The organism is Nannocystis sp. RBIL2, assembly GCF_026626745.1.
Lineage (GTDB): Bacteria > Myxococcota_A > Polyangia > Nannocystales > Nannocystaceae > Nannocystis.
In genome coordinates this window covers 5,023,346-5,038,997 of record NZ_JAPNJW010000002.1, presented here as the reverse complement: position 1 = coordinate 5,038,997, position 15,652 = coordinate 5,023,346, and the positions used below count along the sequence as shown (strand labels likewise).

Here is a 15,652-nt window from a genome sequence, read left to right as displayed (position 1 = left end):
CCAGGTCGCGCGAGGCCGCCGCGGCTCGCCGCGATTCCGCGATCGCGCTTGTGCGAGGGGGTTTTGCGGGTCACTCTGGGAGAGTGCGGGGCTCGACCGTCGTCGGCTTCTTCGGCCTGGTGCTCATGGTGGTCGGCCTCGTCATCGCGGTGCTCGGCTCGCGCGCGCTGGCCACGACCGAGCAGGTCGAGGGGCAGGTGGTCTCGCTGCGCGCGGTCGACGAGATGCTCGCGCCGGACATCGCCTACGTGACCCGCGCGGGCGAGTCGCGGCTGTTCCAGTCGGGCACCGCGACCCAGCCGCCGTACGCGATCGGGGTCCAGGTGCCGATCGTCTACGACCTCGCCGACGCCGAGTGGGCCGAGATCGACACGTGGGGCGCGCGCTGGCTGTTGCCGCTGATCTTCATCGGCAGCGGCGGTCAGCTGGTGTTCTCCGCGCTGGTGTGGTTTCTGATCGCGCGCCGACACGAGCGGGCGATCGAGGCGCTGCTGCGCCACGGGGCGCGCGTCGACGGCACGATCGTCTCGGTCGAGCAGGACCGGTCGGACGACGAGGCCGAGAGCCACCCGTGGGTGATCCTGTGCCAGTTCGTGCTGCCCGGCGATCCCCGCCTGCGGATCGTCAAGAGCCAGCGGTTCTGGTACGACCCGCGGCCGCACCTCGATGGGCCGACGCTGCCGATCTGCTACGACCCGCGCGACCCACAGCGCGTGGTGATCGACACCCGCGCGCTGCCGCCGGACCCGTGATCGTTCATCTTCAGAAAATTTTTGAAAGACATGCTCTCGAGGGCATGTCCGAATCTACGTATCACTGAGCGAGATCGGGCCTTTCGGACATGCTCTCGAGAACATGTCCAAAAGGCGGATTCGTTTGCCGGCTCGGCGATCACGCCGAGCCGTGGGGGGCGGCGGCGTTGGGGTCGGCATGATAAGAGTAATAGCCGGCGCCGTAGCCGGCCTCTTCGCGGCGGGAGTCGACCTCGTTGAGGATCACGCCGAGCAGGTTGGCCTCGCTGCGGCGGAGGGTGGTGAGGGCGCGCTGCAGGCCGGCGCGGGTGGTGGCCTGGCAGCGAGCGACGACGACCACGCCGTCGGCCATGCGGGCCAGGATCAGCGGGTCGCTGACCGGCAGCACCGGCGGCGTGTCGAGGACCACGAGGTCGAAGCGCTCGCCGAGCTCGGCCAGCAGCTTGCGCGTCTGCGGGCTCTCCAGCAGCTCCGACGGGTTTTGCGGGATCTCCCCGCACAGCAGCACCGACATGCCCTCCGGCACGTCGCCGCCGGTGATCAGCGCCTCGTCGAGCGTGCACTTGCCGGCCAGCACGCGCGCGAGGCCGTCGGCTTCGCGGCCGATCGGCGGCTCGAACACCTGGTGCAGCCGCGGGCGGCGCATGTCGGCGTCGATGAGGACCACGCGCTTCTTGGCCTGGACGAAGCTCATCGCCAGGTTGACCGCGGTCGAGCTCTTGCCCTCGCCGGAGTTGGGCGAGGTGACGACGAGGGTGCGCAGGCCGTCCTTGCCGGCGGCGAAGCCGAGCGAGGTCCGCACGCCGCGGACGCGCTCGGCCATGAGCGACTGCGGGAACAGCAGGGTGTGGAGGTCGCGCTGGCGCCTTTGGGCCCGCAAATTGCTGACGCCGATGCGCGCGTCGGCGGGCAGGAGCGGCAGCTGGCCGAGCACCGGCAGGCCGAGGCCGGCGAGGGCGCGCTCGAGGTCGAGGAGGCCGCGGATCCGGTTGTCGCGCACGTCGACGCCGAGGGCCAGCAGGGCGCCGAGAGTGAGGCCGCTGACCAGCGCCACCGCGACCAGCAGCGCCTTCGGCGGGAACACCGGCTTGCGGCCCTTGGTCGCGCGGTCGAGGATCTCGATGTCCTCCGACTGCACGCGGCCGAGCATCTCGATCTCGGTGTCGCGCTTCGACACCAGCTCGTAGGACTCGGCGGCGGCCTTGCTCTCGCGCTCGAGCTCGCGGTACTGCCGCTCGAGCAGGGTGAGGCCGAGGGCCTTCTCCTTCTCGCCGTCGAGCGAGCCGCGCAGGCGGCTCTCGGTCGTGCGGGCCGCGTTGGCGCGGGCCTTGAGGCCCGCGAGCAGCTCCTTCTCCTCGTTGGTGATCCGGCCCTGGATCACGCGCAGGCGCTTCCTGGCCTGCTGGAGCTCGGGCATCTTGTCGCCGTACTTGATGGCGAGCTGCTCGACCTCGCGTTCGGCCTCGAGCTCCTCGGCGCGCATGTCCTCGAAGACACGTCGCTCGAGCGGCGGGAGCAGGCTGGCGCCGGCGATGCTGCCGGCCTTGTGCAGGCGCTCGGCCTCCTCGTGGACGGCGCTGGCGGCGAACGACTCGGCCTCGGCGTCCTTGAGGTTGGCGGTGGTCTTGATGATCGCCTCGGTGATGACGTTCTGGCGATCGGCGAGGGAGATCGAGCTGATGCCGTGCTCCTGCTTGAAGTCGGACAGGGCCTTCTCGGCCAGCTGGAGGGCGAGCAGGGCCTTGGCGCGCTCGGCCTCGACGCCTGCCTTGGCGGCGTCGCCGGTGCGCGCGCGCGAGGCGTCGACGTGGGCGAGGTAGGCCTCGGCGAGCGCGTTGGCGATGTCGGCGGCGATCTGCGGGTCGGGGTAGTCGGCGGAGATCTTCAGCACCCGCGAGCCCCGGACCTCCTCGACGAACACCATGCCGCGCAGGCGCTCGATCGGGTCGACCTCGGCGGCCTGGGCCATGCGCTCGGCCTCGGAGCCGATGTCGGCGATGCCGAGGAACACCGGGTCCTGCGCGAGGCCGAGTGCGGCGAGCGCCCGCTCGGCGACGGTGCGGCTGCCGATGATCTCGCGCTGGGTCTGGTAGTACTCCTTGTAGGCCAGGAGCCGCGATTCGGTGTCCTCGGTGACGTTCTTGACCTTGTCGAGCACCTGCGGGCCGCCGAGGTGGAGCACGACGGTGGCGCTGGCCCGCCAGCGCGGCTGCAGGGCGGTGATGGCGATCGCGGCCCCGGCCAGGGCGAGCACTGTCATGACGGCGACGACCAGCCAGCGCCGGCGCAGGATGGCCAGGAAGCGCATGAGCTGCTCCATGGCCCGGTCGGCCTCGTCAGGGCCGGTCGGGTCGGGCGCGGGCGCGGTTCCGGGCGGGGGCGTCACGGTCGAGACAGCTTAGGCCGAGCGCGCCGCAGCGCCAAGAGAGCGACGCGGAGGGAACGACGCGCGCCGGCGGTGACGGATCGCCCGCGTGCCGGCGACCGCCCACGGCGCGTGCGGCGGCGCGGCCCGCCTCCAGGAGGCGGTGGCTCAGGCGACGATCGGGCGCAGGGCGGCGATCAGCCGCTCGACCTCGGCGTGGCTGTTGTAGTGGACCAGCGAGACGCGGACGACCCCGCCGTGCGGGCGCAGGCCGAGGGCTTCCACCAGGGCACGCGAGCAGAAGTCGCCGAAGCGGATGCCGACGCCGTGCGGGTCGACCTGCGCCGGGATGCTCGGCGAGGGCACGCCGTCGACCACGAAGCTGATGGTCGGCACCCGCACGGCCCGGTTCGGCCGGCTATCCCCGACGACATGTACTTTGGGACATGACCCGAGGAACCCGAGCAGGTGCTCGGCGAGGTCGGCCTCGTAAGCGGCGATGGCCGCCCAGGCGCGCCCGCGCGGGTCGGGGCCGGGGCCGAGGTGCTCACCGAGATCGTCGAGGTAGGTGGCGACTGCGGCGCCGCCGGCGACGAGCTCGTAGTTGACGCCGCCGGGCTGCAGGCGGTACGGCCCGCAGTCGTAGAAGTCGTGGTTGATGTTGGCGAGCTCGGCGAACAGCTCGGGCCCGAGGTAGGCGGCGGCGAGGTGCGGGCCGTAGACCTTGTAGATGCTGAAGACGTAGCCGTCGACGCCGAGCGCGGCGACGTCGACAGGCCCGTGCGGGGCGTAGGCGACGCCGTCGACGAACAGCTTGGCGCCGGCGCGATGTACCAGCTCGGCGGCGGCGGCGACGTCGAAGATCGTGCCGAGCACGTTGGAGCAGTGGGTCATGCACACGAGCCGCGTACGCGGGCCGAGCAAGGGCGCGAGGCCGCCCGGCTCGAGGCTCTGGCGCGCGCGGTCGATCCTCCACAGCTTGACCTCGGCGCCGCGCTGGGCAGCGACACGCCGCCAGGCGCCGACGTTGGCCTCGTGGTCGGCCTCGGTCACGACGATCTCGTCACCCGGCTGCAGCGAGGGGCCGAGGGCGGCGGCGAGATTGAAGACGATCTGGGTGGTCGAGGGACCGAACACGACGGTGCCCGGGCCGGCGCCGAACAGCGAGGCGAGCGCTTGCTTGCCGGCCGTCACTCGCTCGACGGCGCGCTGCGAGGCGCCGTAGGTGGCGCCGTGCTGGACGTTGCAGTCGCGCAGGTAGTCGCCGATGCCGTCGATGACGCTGCCGAGGATCTGCGAGCCGCCGGCGTTGTCGAGGAAGACCTCGTCGCGGGTGAGGCCGGGAAAACGCGAGCGGACGTAGTCGAGCGGGAAGGTCACGCGCCGAGGATAGCCGAGGGGCGCCGGCGCGGGTCAAGCGGGGGGCGCAGGCAGCGGCGGGAACAGGCGGCCGACGGGCAGCTCGACCGCTTCGAACGGGGGGATGCGGGCGAGCGCGGTGTCGTCGTAGGTGCCGGCGATGCGCCACTGCGCGCCGTCGAGGACGTAGGCCTCGAGCACGCGCTCGATCGGATTGACGAGCCAGTAGTGCGGGACGCCGTGGCGGGCGTAGAGCTGTTGCTTGCGCACGCGGTCGATCCGCTCGGTGGAGGGCGAGAGGACCTCGCAGATCCAATCGGGCACGACGTCGATCGGCCGCGTGTTCCACGGATTTGGGAGACGCGCGCGTCGCCAGCCGACGACGTCAGGCCGGACGACGTTGTGCGGATCGAGGCGGACGTCGATCTCTTGCAAGATCCACCAACCGTCCGGGCCGTCCGCGTCGCCGTCGAACGGCCCGCCGATGAAGCGCCCGAGGGCGAGCTGCGCCCGACCATGACCTGGCAGGGCGCTCGGCTGCACGTGGATCTCGCCGGCGAAGATCTCGGTCTTGACCTCGCTGGGGTAGGCGAGCAGGTCGTCATAAGTGGCGAGCTTGCGGGCGATCGACACCCGTGCACCATAGCACGATCGCGCGCTCACGCCTGCGGGGCGGCGCAGGCCCATCGAGAGGGGCATACGCGGGAGCGCCGGCCCGCCGGCGCGGATCAAGCGGGCCGTGCGGGCAGTGGCGGGAACAGACGGCCGACGAGCAGCTCGACCGCCTCGAACGGGGGATGCGAGCGAGCGCGGTGTCGTCGTAGGTGCCGGCGATGCGCCACTGCGCGCCGTCGAGGACGTAGGCCTCGAGCACGCGCTCGATCGGATTGACGAGCCAGTAGTGCGGGACGCCGTGGCGGGCGTAGAGCTGTTGCTTGCGCACGCGGTCGATCCGCTCGGTGGAGGGCGAGAGGACCTCGCAGATCCAGTCGGGCACGAGGTCCATCGGCCGGATGTCCGGGAGCTCCGGCAAACGGGTGCGCCGCCAGCCGACCAAGTCAGGGCGGACGATGTCGTGCGCGCCGAAGCGGACGTCCATCTCGATCAAGATCCACCAGCCCTCCGGACCCTGGGTGTCGTCGTCGAAGGGGCCGCCGATGAAGTGACTGAGCGAGCGCTGCGCCCGGCTGTGCCCGGGGAGGGCGCTCGGCTGCACGTGGATCTCGCCGGCGAAGATCTCGGCCTTGACTTCGCTGGGGTAGGCGAGCAGGTCGTCGTAGGTGGCGAGCTTGCGGGCGATCGACACCCATGCACCATAGCACGATCGCGCGCTCACGCCTGCGGGGCGGCGCGCAGGCCCAGGAGCACCAGCAGCGCGGCGACCACCAACAGCGCGCCCCCCACCGGGACCAGCAGCACGCCGAGGCCGGGGTCGCCGGCGTAGTGCCACAGGCCGCCGAGGAAGAAGCCGAGCGGGAGCAGCAGGCTGGCGAGGTCGAGGCTGACCGATGCGACATGGCCTTGAGAGCATGTCGCAAGGGACGGGTGGGCCCGAACGGTGGCCGCGAGCCCGAGGTGGACCAGGCCGAGCAGGGCGCCGTGGGCGTGGGCGAGGGTCCACATGTGCCGCCGCACCGCCTGGTCGAGGTCGAGGTAGGCCGCGACCTTGAGGCCGTGCAGCGACTCGAGCGCGAGGCCGACAGCGATGAAGACCAGCAGGCACGACCAGCCGCGAAGCAAGTGGCGGGCGGAGTAGCGCTCGGCGGGGGTCATCGAGGGATCCTCGGGATCGCTGGCGCGGCGAGAGCGGTCGGCATCGTGGCTATTCTTTCAAGTCGATGGGGCGATCGTCGCGGCGGGCGGCCAGCGCCTGCAGGGTTGCACCGTCGTGGTCGCCGGCGGCGTCGACGAGCCGCGCGGGATCGGGCGCGGGCCGCGGGGCGGCGCGCCAGCGCGTCAGCACCTCGGACGCCGCAGCGGTGCGCGCGTCGGCGGGGGCGAGCGGCTCGATCTCGAGGCCGGCGGCGCTGGGCAGCCGCCGCAGGCCGCGAGCGGCGATCTGGCGCACCGCATCGTACGGGTCCGCGAGGAGGTGCGCGAGGATCGGCGCCCGCCAGTCGGGGCCGACGACTTCGCCGCGGCCGAGCGCGTCGGCGGCCAGGGCCCGCTGGCCGGCGTCGCCCGAGATGGTCCAAAGGACAGCCGCGGCGACGGTCCGCTGATCGCCGTCGAGCTCGGGCTCGGGCTGGTCGTACCAGGCCCGCAGATGATTCGCGGTCCACGCCAGCGGGCGATCGACGTGGCACAGGCTGCAGGCGTCGGGGCGGCCGGTGGCGAGAGTGACCGCGAGGTCGGGGCTGTCGACCACGTGGCTGCGGATCGCCTTGAGCAGGCCGTAGGTGGTCCGCGGCATGTGGCAGTCGTAACACGAGACGCTGCCGGCCGGGTGGCGGGTGTGTGCCTGAATGTCCGGAAGGACATGGCACGAAGTACAGGCTGCATCGCCGCGCGCCGACTCGGCCAGCTGGTCGTCGGGGTCGGCGCCGTGGAGCTGGTGGCACGACAGGCACGACAGCTCGCCGCGCTGGAAGCACGGGGTCTCGAGCAGGGCGGTGTACTCGCGGCCGGTCACGCGCACGTGGCCGTCGGACCACATGCGGCCGGCGAGGTACTCGGGGTCCTCGTCGAGCACTGCGTCGAGCCACGGCTGGGCCTCGCGCACGGGGTGGCGCACGAGCTGCCGGTGGGGCGCGAGCGGCTCGCCGGGGCGGTAGGCGTCGCCGCGCGCGAGCCAGGTGTGCTCGTCGGGGAAGCGGGCGACGCCGTGGCACTGGCCGCACAGCTCGGCGCTGCGGCGGTGGTCGAGGCGGGCCGGGTGGACGATCGATGGATCTGGCTCTGAAGACAGGTGCAGGGCGTAGCGGGCGAGCGGGCTGCGGCGGGCGTCGACGTGGGCGCGACCGGGGCCGTGGCACGATTCGCAGGCGATCCCGAGCTCGGCGACGCGGGTGTCGACGCGCTCGTCGTCGATCCGCGGCTGGCCGGCGACCGCGTGGCACGGGACGCAGGCGCGGTTCCAGGTGTAGACGACGTCGCCCTGCGGCGGCCGCAGCAGGGTGCTCTCGACCGGGACCCACTTCTGCTCGTCGGTCAACCACGCGGAGGGGAAGGCGTGCAGCCGGCGGTCGCGCGGGCTCTCGACCCAGTAGACCTGCATGTGGTGGGCGCCGGTGGTCATGACGATGCGGCGGGTGACCGTCGGGACATGTTCCAAAGGCAAGCCAGCGGCGGCGCGGGCGAGCTTGTACTCGGGGTCGGGCAGCTCGGCCCAGAACTCGTCGCCGCGACGCAGCGGGCGATGCGGTCCGCCGGGGCCGCCCAGAGCGCGGCCGTCGAAGGGGGCGAGGACGCTGGCCGGGCCGGCGCGCTGGGTCATGGTGCGGTGATAGGTGGCCGCCCAGCTGGCGTGCGCGGCCGGGTGGCACGGGGCGCACGCGGCCGAGCCGACGTAGCCGGCGCGACCGAGCGCGGGGGTGTGCCGCGCGAGGTCTTCGTGGCTGCGCCGCCGCTCGCCCTGGGTGCCGACGCGGCCGGCGATCGACGCGGCCGCGGCCGCGAGCGCGAACGCGGCCACGGCGAGCAGCGGGGCGCGGCTCCGGGCGGAGGACACGCCGGCCATGATGGCACAACGGCCGCCGTGTGCCGCGAGCGTCAGGAGGCGCGTCGGCGGCGCCGGACGCAGCAGAGGGGCGCGACGAGTCGCTGGCCCGGGTTTCGCCGGGCCGGCGGGGTCGGCTCGCTGTCGCGCCGGGTGTCACGGGTGACGCTCGGCGACGTTTGCCTTCGACCTCATCGCCCGTCGGCTGCGGCGGCGAGCCTGGTTGCGACATGTCTTTTCAGACAGGGGCTCACCAGCAGCTCACCACGGCAGAGGACCATCCTCATTCGAAAAGGTGCCCGTGGGACCGTTCGCGTCGAGGAGCGCGAGGCGCACCGGCTCGCGCGCGGCCTGCTGCACGGTGCGCGTGCCCTCGAAGTTGTTGATGTCCGTCGCGGTGAAGCCGGGGCACACGGCGTTGACCTTGATGCGCGTCGACTCGAGCTCCACCGCGAAGGCGAGGGTGATCGCGTTGAGCGCGGTCTTCGAGGGGCTGTACACGGCGCTGATCGCCCCGCGGTACGGGAACGACGGGTCGGCGTTGAGGGTCAGCGAGCCCAGACCGCTCGATACGTTGACGATGCGCCCGGCCGGGGCCTCGCGGAGCAGCGGCAACATCGCCTGAGTGACGGCGATGACGCCGAACACGTTGGTCTCGAACACGGCTCGTACCTCGTCGAGCGAGGCGACGCTGGGGCGGCTCGCCTGGACGACCTCCGCGACGGTGCGGCCGGGCTTGCCCACGTGCGCGATGCCGGCGTTGTTCACCAGCACGTCGAGCCGGCCGAATTCGGCGCGGATCCGTGCGGCTGCGGTGTCGATCGAGGAAGCGCTGGTGACGTCGAGCTGGACGGCGTGGGCGTCGGCCCCGATGGTCTTCGCGGCCGCGATGCCCTGCTCGAGGTTGCGAGCCCCGACGAGCACGGTGAAGCCGTGCGTCGCGAGGTCCTTCGCAATTTGAAGACCGATTCCCTTGTTGGCCCCGGTGATCAGGGCGACGCGTTTGTCATGCATGCGCCCGTTGTAGGGACGGACGGTCGGCGGGACTTGTCGATCCTTGGCGCGATCGGTCCGCCAAGAACGTACAAGCCGCGGCCGGCCCCGTGCCCTACACTGCGGCGATGGCGGTGATTGTCGAGCTCCCTGTCTCGGTGCCGGAGCTGCGCGCGGTCCGCTGGACGAGCGACGCGCTCCACGCGGGCGTGAAGGATTACTACGCGGTCGGGCGCGTCGAGCGCGGGCGCTGCGAGTGGTGGGGTCGCGGCAAGGTGTGGCGGAGCGCGCCGGGGTGCATCCAGATCAAGCAGCCCGGCGACGTGCACCGCGATCTCGCACGCGACGGGGCGACGACGTGGACGATGATCGCGCTGCCGGCGAACGAGGTCGCGCGGGCGCGAGAGGCGGGCAAGGCGGTGGCGTTCCCGCAGCTCGAGGCGGACGACGCGCGCGCGGAGCCGTTCCGGCGCCTGCTCGATGCGGTGTGCGCGGGCGCGGAGCCGCTGGTGCTCGAGGTCGTGCTGGCGGAGGCGATCAGCGCTTTCGCAACGATCAGCAAGGCGAAGACGGACCACACGCGGCCGGTGCGGCGCGCGATGGAGTATCTGCGCGAGCGAATGACCGAGCCGATCCGCCTCGATGTCCTGGCCCGGCACGCGGAGCTCGACAAGTTTCACCTGTGCCGGGCATTTCGCGCCCAGGTCGGGATGCCGCCGCATACGTATCTGATTCAATTGCGCGTCGCGCGGGCCAAGGAGCTGCTCTCGCGCGGGGTACGTGCCTCGGAGGTGGCGCCGCTGGTCGGGTTCTACGATCAGGCGCAGCTGACCCGCCACTTCCGGCGCATCGTCGGCACGACGCCGGCCCGCTACGGGCGAGGCGAGGGCGAGCGGGGCGACGAATCGATGCCGCTCGCGGGGCATGCGACGAGACGCTGAAGATCGGTGACGGGGATCGATTCGCCGGCGGACGCGATCGAGCGCGTAGTGAATGATGCGAGCGCAGACCTTTTTGCTAGACCGGCCGGTGGTAGCCGAGAGTGACGAGCGCGTCGGCGAGGCGCTGCACTGCCTCCGGGCCCTGAGACACGAGCTCGCGTACGGGCATGCGAGTGCGGTGGACCATCTTGGTGTGAGCAGCCCCGCTGCGGGTGATCGGCGCGGCGAGGCCTTCGTCGTCGGCGAGGCGGACGACCTGGGCGATCTGCTCGCGCGACAATTTTAATAATGCGTCCATCAGCTCGTCGGGCGTGGGAGTCCAGTGCGCGGTTGCTTTGAGCTGAGGACGCGCGGAGGTGGAGGTCGCCAGGTGGAGCGCTGCCACGTGATCGATCTCCGACTTGCGGCGCGGCCGTTCGTCGCGGAGTCGATAGAAAAAATACTCGTTGATGAGGCCTTGGTCTTTCAGGGACCCGATCGCCTTATCGATGAAGTTAAATGACGAGTCGTGCGAGAGGGAGGTAAGCTCGCGCGGCTCCAACGAGTAGCCGAGGAAGCTCCGCAGTTCGTCGGCGGTGAACAGCGACATCAGAAGCGAACGGAGGGCATGCGTTGCCGCTGTGTGCGATGGCGCCGGCGACTCTTCGATGGAGATTGCCTGCGGCGCCGCGAGCGAACGTCGCGCGTGCTCTCGGGCTTCGCTGTCGAGCCGTGGATCTGCGGCGAGGCGGCGCTGCGCCGCCTCGCGCAGCAGATCGGGCGAATAGCCCATGCTGCTCCTCAGGTGCGGCCGGTCGGGGTGTTTTGGTATTTGCGCAGCATCGAAACTGAGCACGTCGCTGCGGATCGACGCCACGTCTGGCGCCTCCTCCAAAAACACGCGGACCAGCGCAGGCGGCAGCGCGAGCGCCAGCGTTCCGTGCAGGGTGCGGGCGATCGCGTTGCGCTGCTCGTTCATGCGATGAAACAAAAATTCCCAGCTGAGCAGCTCGCGGCTGTCCTGGTCGGTCTCGTCGAAGTCGGTGCCGTCGATCACCGCCACCACCGCGGCTTCCTCGGTGTTGGCCGCCGGCGCGCGCAGGATGGCCCCCAAAACGCCTTCGACCCACGCCTCGTCGCGCAGGCTGCCGGACTCGCGCGTGGTCACGTGCGGGTCGTAGACCAGCACCAGGGGCGGCACTCCGCGCAGCTCGGCCACGCGGGTCTGGACCGCGTCGAACAGGCGGTGCAGGTCCCACGCATCGAGCTCGTGGCACTCGAGCACCAGCAGCTGGAAGCCGTCGGCGAGCGCGATGGCCTGGCTGAGGCGCTCCAGCTCGCCGTGCATCATGTCGCCGCGGCCCTGGCCTCGCGCAGCGCGTCGAGGGCCGCGCGGACGTCGGGGTTTTCGTACACGGCCGGGTGCAGGTCGTGCCACTGTTCGCCGTTGGCGTAGTACAGGATCGCGTTGTTCTGCAGCATGCGGTCGGCGTCGAGGCGGTGCTGCTCGTTCTCCACCGTCATGAAGCGCTGGGCGGCGACCTGCGCCAGCCAGGGGATCACGTCGCGGGTCACGAGCACGCGGAACGTCGACACCAATTGCGAGAACAGCCGCTGGAACTGCTCGTCCGACAGCGGGCCCGCGGAGGCGTCGCGGATCGCCGATTGCAGCAGGCGGACCAGCTCGCGCGGGTAGCCGCCCGACCATAAAATCATCTGTCGCAGCCGCGCCTCGGCGTCGGGGCCGAGCACTTCTCCCAAGACCTCGAGCGGGACCCGGCGGGTCACCAGCTCGCGCGCCGCGGCGATCCCGGGCGCGTGCGGGCTGCCGTCGCGGGCGTGCAGCTTGACCATCGGCAGCACGCGGATCCGCGTGATGCGGGTCAGCAGGGCCGTCGGCACCGTGAAGATCACGTGGACCGGCAACTCGAGGTTGGGCACGTTGGTGCGGAAGAAGATCTCGGCGCTGTCGAGGACGTCGTACCAGGCGCTGGTGGTGCCGCGCAGCTTTTCCAGAGAGTCGAAGATCACCAGCAGGCCGCCGTGACCGGCCGCAGTGGCGCGCTCGTCGAGGCGTTTGAGCTCGGCGCGCGCGTCGGCCAAGAACTGGCTGAGGTGGTTGCTGACCACCGAGCGCACGCGCTGGCGCAGCGACGGGCGGGTCTTGAGCTCGACCGCCAGCGACACTCCGGGCGCGACGGCGAAGTTGCCCTTGCCGAGCTCGACGTCGGTGGTGGTGAGCCAGCGCCAGAACCGCTGCAGGTAGCCGTCGGCCGGCATCGCAGCGACGTCCTTGCCCTCGGCGGCGAGCACCGCGAGCTCTGCGTCGTGGAGGATCGCCGCGACCACGTCGGCGACGTCGATGCGGCTCGTCAGGTCGAGCAGGCGCTCGGCGTCGAGGTGGATCGGCAACAGGCCCGCGCTCTCGTCGCTGGCCAGGCGGCGGGCCAGGCGGCGCAGCTCGGTCGACTTGCCCGAGCCCGGCAGGCCGGCGACCAGCAGGCACACCGGCGTGTTCGACAGCTCGATCTCCGCGGCCAGGGCGCCCGCCCAGCTGGCGCCGCGGACCTCCTGCGGCAGCGCGTCGAAGTCGATGTTGCGCGCGTCGTCCGGGGCCAGCGACTCGTCGGGCTGGCAGCGGTTGTAGTAGTGCTTGCGGTCTTTGAACGCGAGGGGCAAGGCGGCGGATCCCGGCGACCGCCACAGGTTAGCGCATCCGGGCGCGGACGTGCCAGAACCGCGCACCGCCGGTCCGGCGCGGGCGCGCGGCCCTTGGCGCCCGTGGCCGCGAGCGCCAGGGCCCGACGAGCGCGGCGGGCGCGACGGGTGGATGTCTCGAAGAGCATGTCTCAAGAGACATGTCGGAGCCGCCTCAGGCGACCGCGCACCGGCGCTCGCGCGGTCTCGCCCAAGCCGCGCGCGCGGAACAGCCCGCGCGGCCCTGGCTCGTTGCACCGGCGCTCGCGCGCGTGATAAGAGCGGGCTGGAGGTCGGCGATGGAGTCGGAGCTGCTGCTGGTCGCACGTCAAGCAGATCGCTCGTGTACGTTCGAGATCGAGGGGCTCACCGACAACTTCTGGGTCGTGCGCTTCAGCGGCAGCGAGGGCATCTCGTCGCTGTACGAGTTCCACCTCGACGTCGTCGCCCGCCACATCGAGGTCGGCGAGCTGGTCGGTCGCAACGCGGTGCTCAAGATGGTCGGCGTCGGCGAGCCGCGGCTGGTCCACGGGATCGTGCTGCGGGCCGAGTACACCGGCGAGATGCGGCCGCGGGCGATGTACCGCATCACCCTGGTGCCGCAGCACTACACGCTGCTGTTTCGCACGAACTCGCGGATCTTCCAGCAGCTGTCGACGCCCGACATCATCCGCAAGGTGCTCGACGGGGCCGGGATCGCCCGCCGCCGCCAGCAGTTCGAGCTGACCGGGACGTACGCCGCGCGCGACTACTGCGTGCAGTACCGCGAGACGGACTTCCAGTTCATCAGCCGGCTGATGGAGGAGGAGGGCATCGTCTATTACTTCGACCACGCGGCGACGCGCCACGTGATGGTGATCAGCGACCGCGCCGCCGGAGCGCCGCTCATCTCCGGCGAGCCGACGCTGCCGTTCCGCGTCGACGACATGATCCGCGACAAGGAGCACGTCGGGGTGTTCCGCATGAGCGAGGAGATCCGGCCCGACCACGTGACGCTGCGCGACTTCAACCTGAACCGGCCCGACCAACTGATCGAGGGCGACCACGCGGCGGCCAGGCCGAGCTTCGAGCTCTACGACTACCCCGGCGAGTTCCAGGACGTCGGGCTCGGCAAGCGGCTGGCGAAGGCGGAGCTCGAGGCGGCGCAGGCGTTGAGACGGGTCGGCCGCGGCACCAGCGACTCGCCGCGGCTCACGCCCGGGTTCGGGTTCAAGCTGGCCGACCACCCGCGCGTCGAGCTCGACGGCGAGTACCGGGTGCTGCGCGTGCATCACTTCGGCGAGCAGCCCGGCACGATCGACCACACCGCCGAGCAGGCGCTGGTGTACCGCAGCGAGTTCACGTGCATCCCCAGCGACGTGCCCTACCGGGCCCCGCGCGCGACGCCGCGGCCGCAGGTCCGCGGCGTGCAGACTGCGACGGTGGTCGGCCCGGCCGGCGAGGAGGTGCACGTCGACGAGCAGGGCCGCGTGAAGGTGCAGTTCCACTGGGACCGCGACGGCCAGTCCGACGACAAGTCGTCGTGCTGGGTCCGCGTCAGCCAGGCGTGGGCCGGCAACGGCTACGGGGCGATGTTCATCCCGCGCGTCGGCCACGAGGTGATCGTCGACTTCATCGAGGGCGACCCCGACCGCCCGATCATCACCGGCCGCGTGTACCACGGCCTCAACGCCACGCCGTACACCCTGCCCGACGAGAAGACCAAGAGCACGATCAAGACCGAGACGTACACCGGCGGCGGCTTCAACGAGCTGCGCTTCGAGGACGCCAAGGGGGCCGAGCAGGTGTTCGTGCACGCGCAGCGCGACATGGACCTGACGGTGCGCAACGACCGGCGCGAGACCGTCGGCCACGACGAGCACCACAAGGTGATGAACGACCGCAAGGCGCAGGTGGTGAAGGACGAGCACCGCACCGTCGGCGGCAACGCGATGACGAAGATCGGCGGGGAGGCGCACACCGACGTCGTGGGCGCGGCGCACACGAAGGTCACAGGGCCGGCGAGCGCCGCCTTCGCCACGACGGTCGACGTCGAGACCTCCGGCAAGGCGACGGTCGGCATCACCGGCGGCCTCGACCTCAAGATCATCGGCGCCCAGCGGGTCTCGGTCGTCGGCACTCATAACCTCACCACCACGGCCGACAGCGCAGTCAGCGTCGGCGGCAGCGCCGGTCTGACTGCGACGGGCAGCGTGGTGGTCGAGGGCATGACCCTGATCTTGAAGGCGTCCGCCGGCATCACCCTGCAGGGCCCGGGCGGCTTCGTCACCATCGACGCCGGCGGCGTGAGCATCGAGGGCGTCATGGTCAAGCTCAACAGCGGGGGTGCGGCGCTGGCCGGCGCCGGGCCCTCGCCGGCCTCGCCGAGCTCGCCCTCGATCACCACGCCCACCTCGCCGACGGCGCCAACGCCCGCCGAACAGGCCCCCACCGGTTGAAACGAGGAGTCACGCCATGCCGCCGGCAGCCCGCGTCACGGACCCACACACTTGCCCGATCCCCCTCCACGTCGGCGGCCCGATCCTCGCCGGCGAGCCCAGAGTGCTGATCGGCTTCCTGCCGGCCGCGCGGGTCGGCGACCCCGCCGTCTGCGTGATCGGCCAGGACAGCATCGCCGCGGGTTCGACGACAGTGATGATCGGTGGCAAGCCGGCGGCCCGCATGGGCGACCTCACCACCCACGGCGGCACGATCGTGCTCGGGTACCCGCAGATCCTCATCGGCGGTTAGCGGCGAAGCGCCATGTCCGAAAGGACATGCGACATGGCCTCGGGGACAGGCCGTCGATGCAGGCCCGGCGACGCCGCGCCGAGGCCGGTGAAGCCGAGTGCGCCCGATCGGGGTCGGCTCGGGCCGGGCTTGCGGCCCCGGCAGCGGCCCGTTGAGGTCTGCGGTCCGCTTCCAACCG

General features: G+C 71.5%; 13 protein-coding genes. 4 read left to right on the top strand and 9 right to left on the bottom strand.

All coding sequences use genetic code 11. The features are described from left to right. Window positions 1–83: 83 nt before the first annotated feature. Window positions 84–752 carry a DUF3592 domain-containing protein gene (locus OV090_RS44905; RefSeq protein ID WP_267711125.1) on the top strand — a complete coding sequence of 223 codons (669 nt, stop codon included), beginning with the start codon at window positions 84–86 and terminating at the stop codon, window positions 750–752. 139 nt (window positions 753–891) lie between these two features. Here OV090_RS44905 and OV090_RS44900 read toward each other — a convergent pair whose 3' ends face one another. From OV090_RS44900 to OV090_RS44870, 7 genes are all read right to left on the bottom strand, one after another. Further along, on the bottom strand, window positions 892–3,138 hold the full coding sequence (locus tag OV090_RS44900) for a polysaccharide biosynthesis tyrosine autokinase (RefSeq protein WP_267711124.1): 2,247 nt from the start codon (window positions 3,136–3,138) through the stop codon (window positions 892–894). 147 nt (window positions 3,139–3,285) lie between these two features. Next, window positions 3,286–4,497 (bottom strand): cysteine desulfurase-like protein, encoded by a 1,212-nt coding sequence (locus OV090_RS44895; RefSeq protein ID WP_267711123.1) that lies wholly within the window; start codon window positions 4,495–4,497, stop codon window positions 3,286–3,288. Window positions 4,498–4,530: 33 nt separating this feature from the next. Continuing rightward, window positions 4,531–5,109 carry a Uma2 family endonuclease gene (locus OV090_RS44890; RefSeq protein WP_267711121.1) on the bottom strand — a complete coding sequence of 193 codons (579 nt, stop codon included), beginning with the start codon at window positions 5,107–5,109 and terminating at the stop codon, window positions 4,531–4,533. Continuing rightward, window positions 5,078–5,782 (bottom strand): Uma2 family endonuclease, encoded by a 705-nt coding sequence (locus OV090_RS44885; RefSeq protein WP_267711120.1) that lies wholly within the window; start codon window positions 5,780–5,782, stop codon window positions 5,078–5,080. The genes OV090_RS44890 and OV090_RS44885 overlap by 32 nt, the downstream gene beginning before the upstream one ends. A gap of 26 nt (window positions 5,783–5,808) precedes the next feature. After that, entirely contained in the window at window positions 5,809–6,249 is a 441-nt protein-coding gene (locus OV090_RS44880) for a hypothetical protein (protein WP_267711119.1), read from the bottom strand. Between the two features lie 49 nt (window positions 6,250–6,298). Beyond that, the gene (locus OV090_RS51315) at window positions 6,299–8,146 is read right to left on the bottom strand and encodes an ammonia-forming cytochrome c nitrite reductase subunit c552 (protein ID WP_267711118.1); all 1,848 of its coding nucleotides are present in this window, start codon (window positions 8,144–8,146) and stop codon (window positions 6,299–6,301) included. A 249-nt stretch (window positions 8,147–8,395) separates the two neighbouring features. After that, window positions 8,396–9,148, bottom strand: coding sequence for an SDR family oxidoreductase (locus tag OV090_RS44870; protein WP_267711117.1), 753 nt, complete (start codon window positions 9,146–9,148; stop codon window positions 8,396–8,398). 107 nt (window positions 9,149–9,255) lie between these two features. On the opposite strand from OV090_RS44870, the gene OV090_RS44865 reads away from it, so the two are divergent. Then, window positions 9,256–10,068, top strand: a complete 813-nt coding sequence (locus OV090_RS44865) for an AraC family transcriptional regulator (RefSeq protein WP_267711116.1) — start codon at window positions 9,256–9,258, stop codon at window positions 10,066–10,068. Between the two features lie 76 nt (window positions 10,069–10,144). Here the strand turns inward: OV090_RS44865 and OV090_RS44860 are convergent, their stop codons facing one another. Continuing rightward, window positions 10,145–11,266: a hypothetical protein gene (locus OV090_RS44860; protein ID WP_267711114.1), complete on the bottom strand. Its 1,122-nt coding sequence runs from the start codon at window positions 11,264–11,266 to the stop codon at window positions 10,145–10,147. A 128-nt stretch (window positions 11,267–11,394) separates the two neighbouring features. After that, a complete protein-coding gene (locus OV090_RS44855; RefSeq protein ID WP_267711112.1) occupies window positions 11,395–12,726 on the bottom strand; it encodes an AAA family ATPase in 1,332 nt (443 codons plus the stop codon). 317 nt (window positions 12,727–13,043) lie between these two features. Between OV090_RS44855 and tssI the strand changes: the two genes are divergently transcribed. Both tssI and OV090_RS44845 read left to right on the top strand, forming a co-directional pair. Next, entirely contained in the window at window positions 13,044–15,182 is a 2,139-nt protein-coding gene (gene tssI, locus OV090_RS44850; protein WP_267711110.1) for a type VI secretion system tip protein VgrG, read from the top strand. A 16-nt stretch (window positions 15,183–15,198) separates the two neighbouring features. Next, window positions 15,199–15,474: a PAAR domain-containing protein gene (locus tag OV090_RS44845; RefSeq protein ID WP_267711109.1), complete on the top strand. Its 276-nt coding sequence runs from the start codon at window positions 15,199–15,201 to the stop codon at window positions 15,472–15,474. Window positions 15,475–15,652 lie beyond the last annotated feature (178 nt).

Excerpts from the sequence above, each read along its gene's own strand:
- OV090_RS44880 (WP_267711119.1), bottom strand. The coding sequence starts at position 6,249 with ATGACCCCCGCCGAGCGCTACTCCGCCCGCCACTTGCTTCGCGGCTGG.
- OV090_RS44870 (WP_267711117.1), bottom strand. The coding sequence starts at position 9,148 with ATGCATGACAAACGCGTCGCCCTGATCACCGGGGCCAACAAGGGAATC.
- OV090_RS44865 (WP_267711116.1), top strand. The coding sequence starts at position 9,256 with ATGGCGGTGATTGTCGAGCTCCCTGTCTCGGTGCCGGAGCTGCGCGCG.
- tssI (WP_267711110.1), top strand. The coding sequence starts at position 13,044 with ATGGAGTCGGAGCTGCTGCTGGTCGCACGTCAAGCAGATCGCTCGTGT.
- OV090_RS44845 (WP_267711109.1), top strand. The coding sequence starts at position 15,199 with ATGCCGCCGGCAGCCCGCGTCACGGACCCACACACTTGCCCGATCCCC.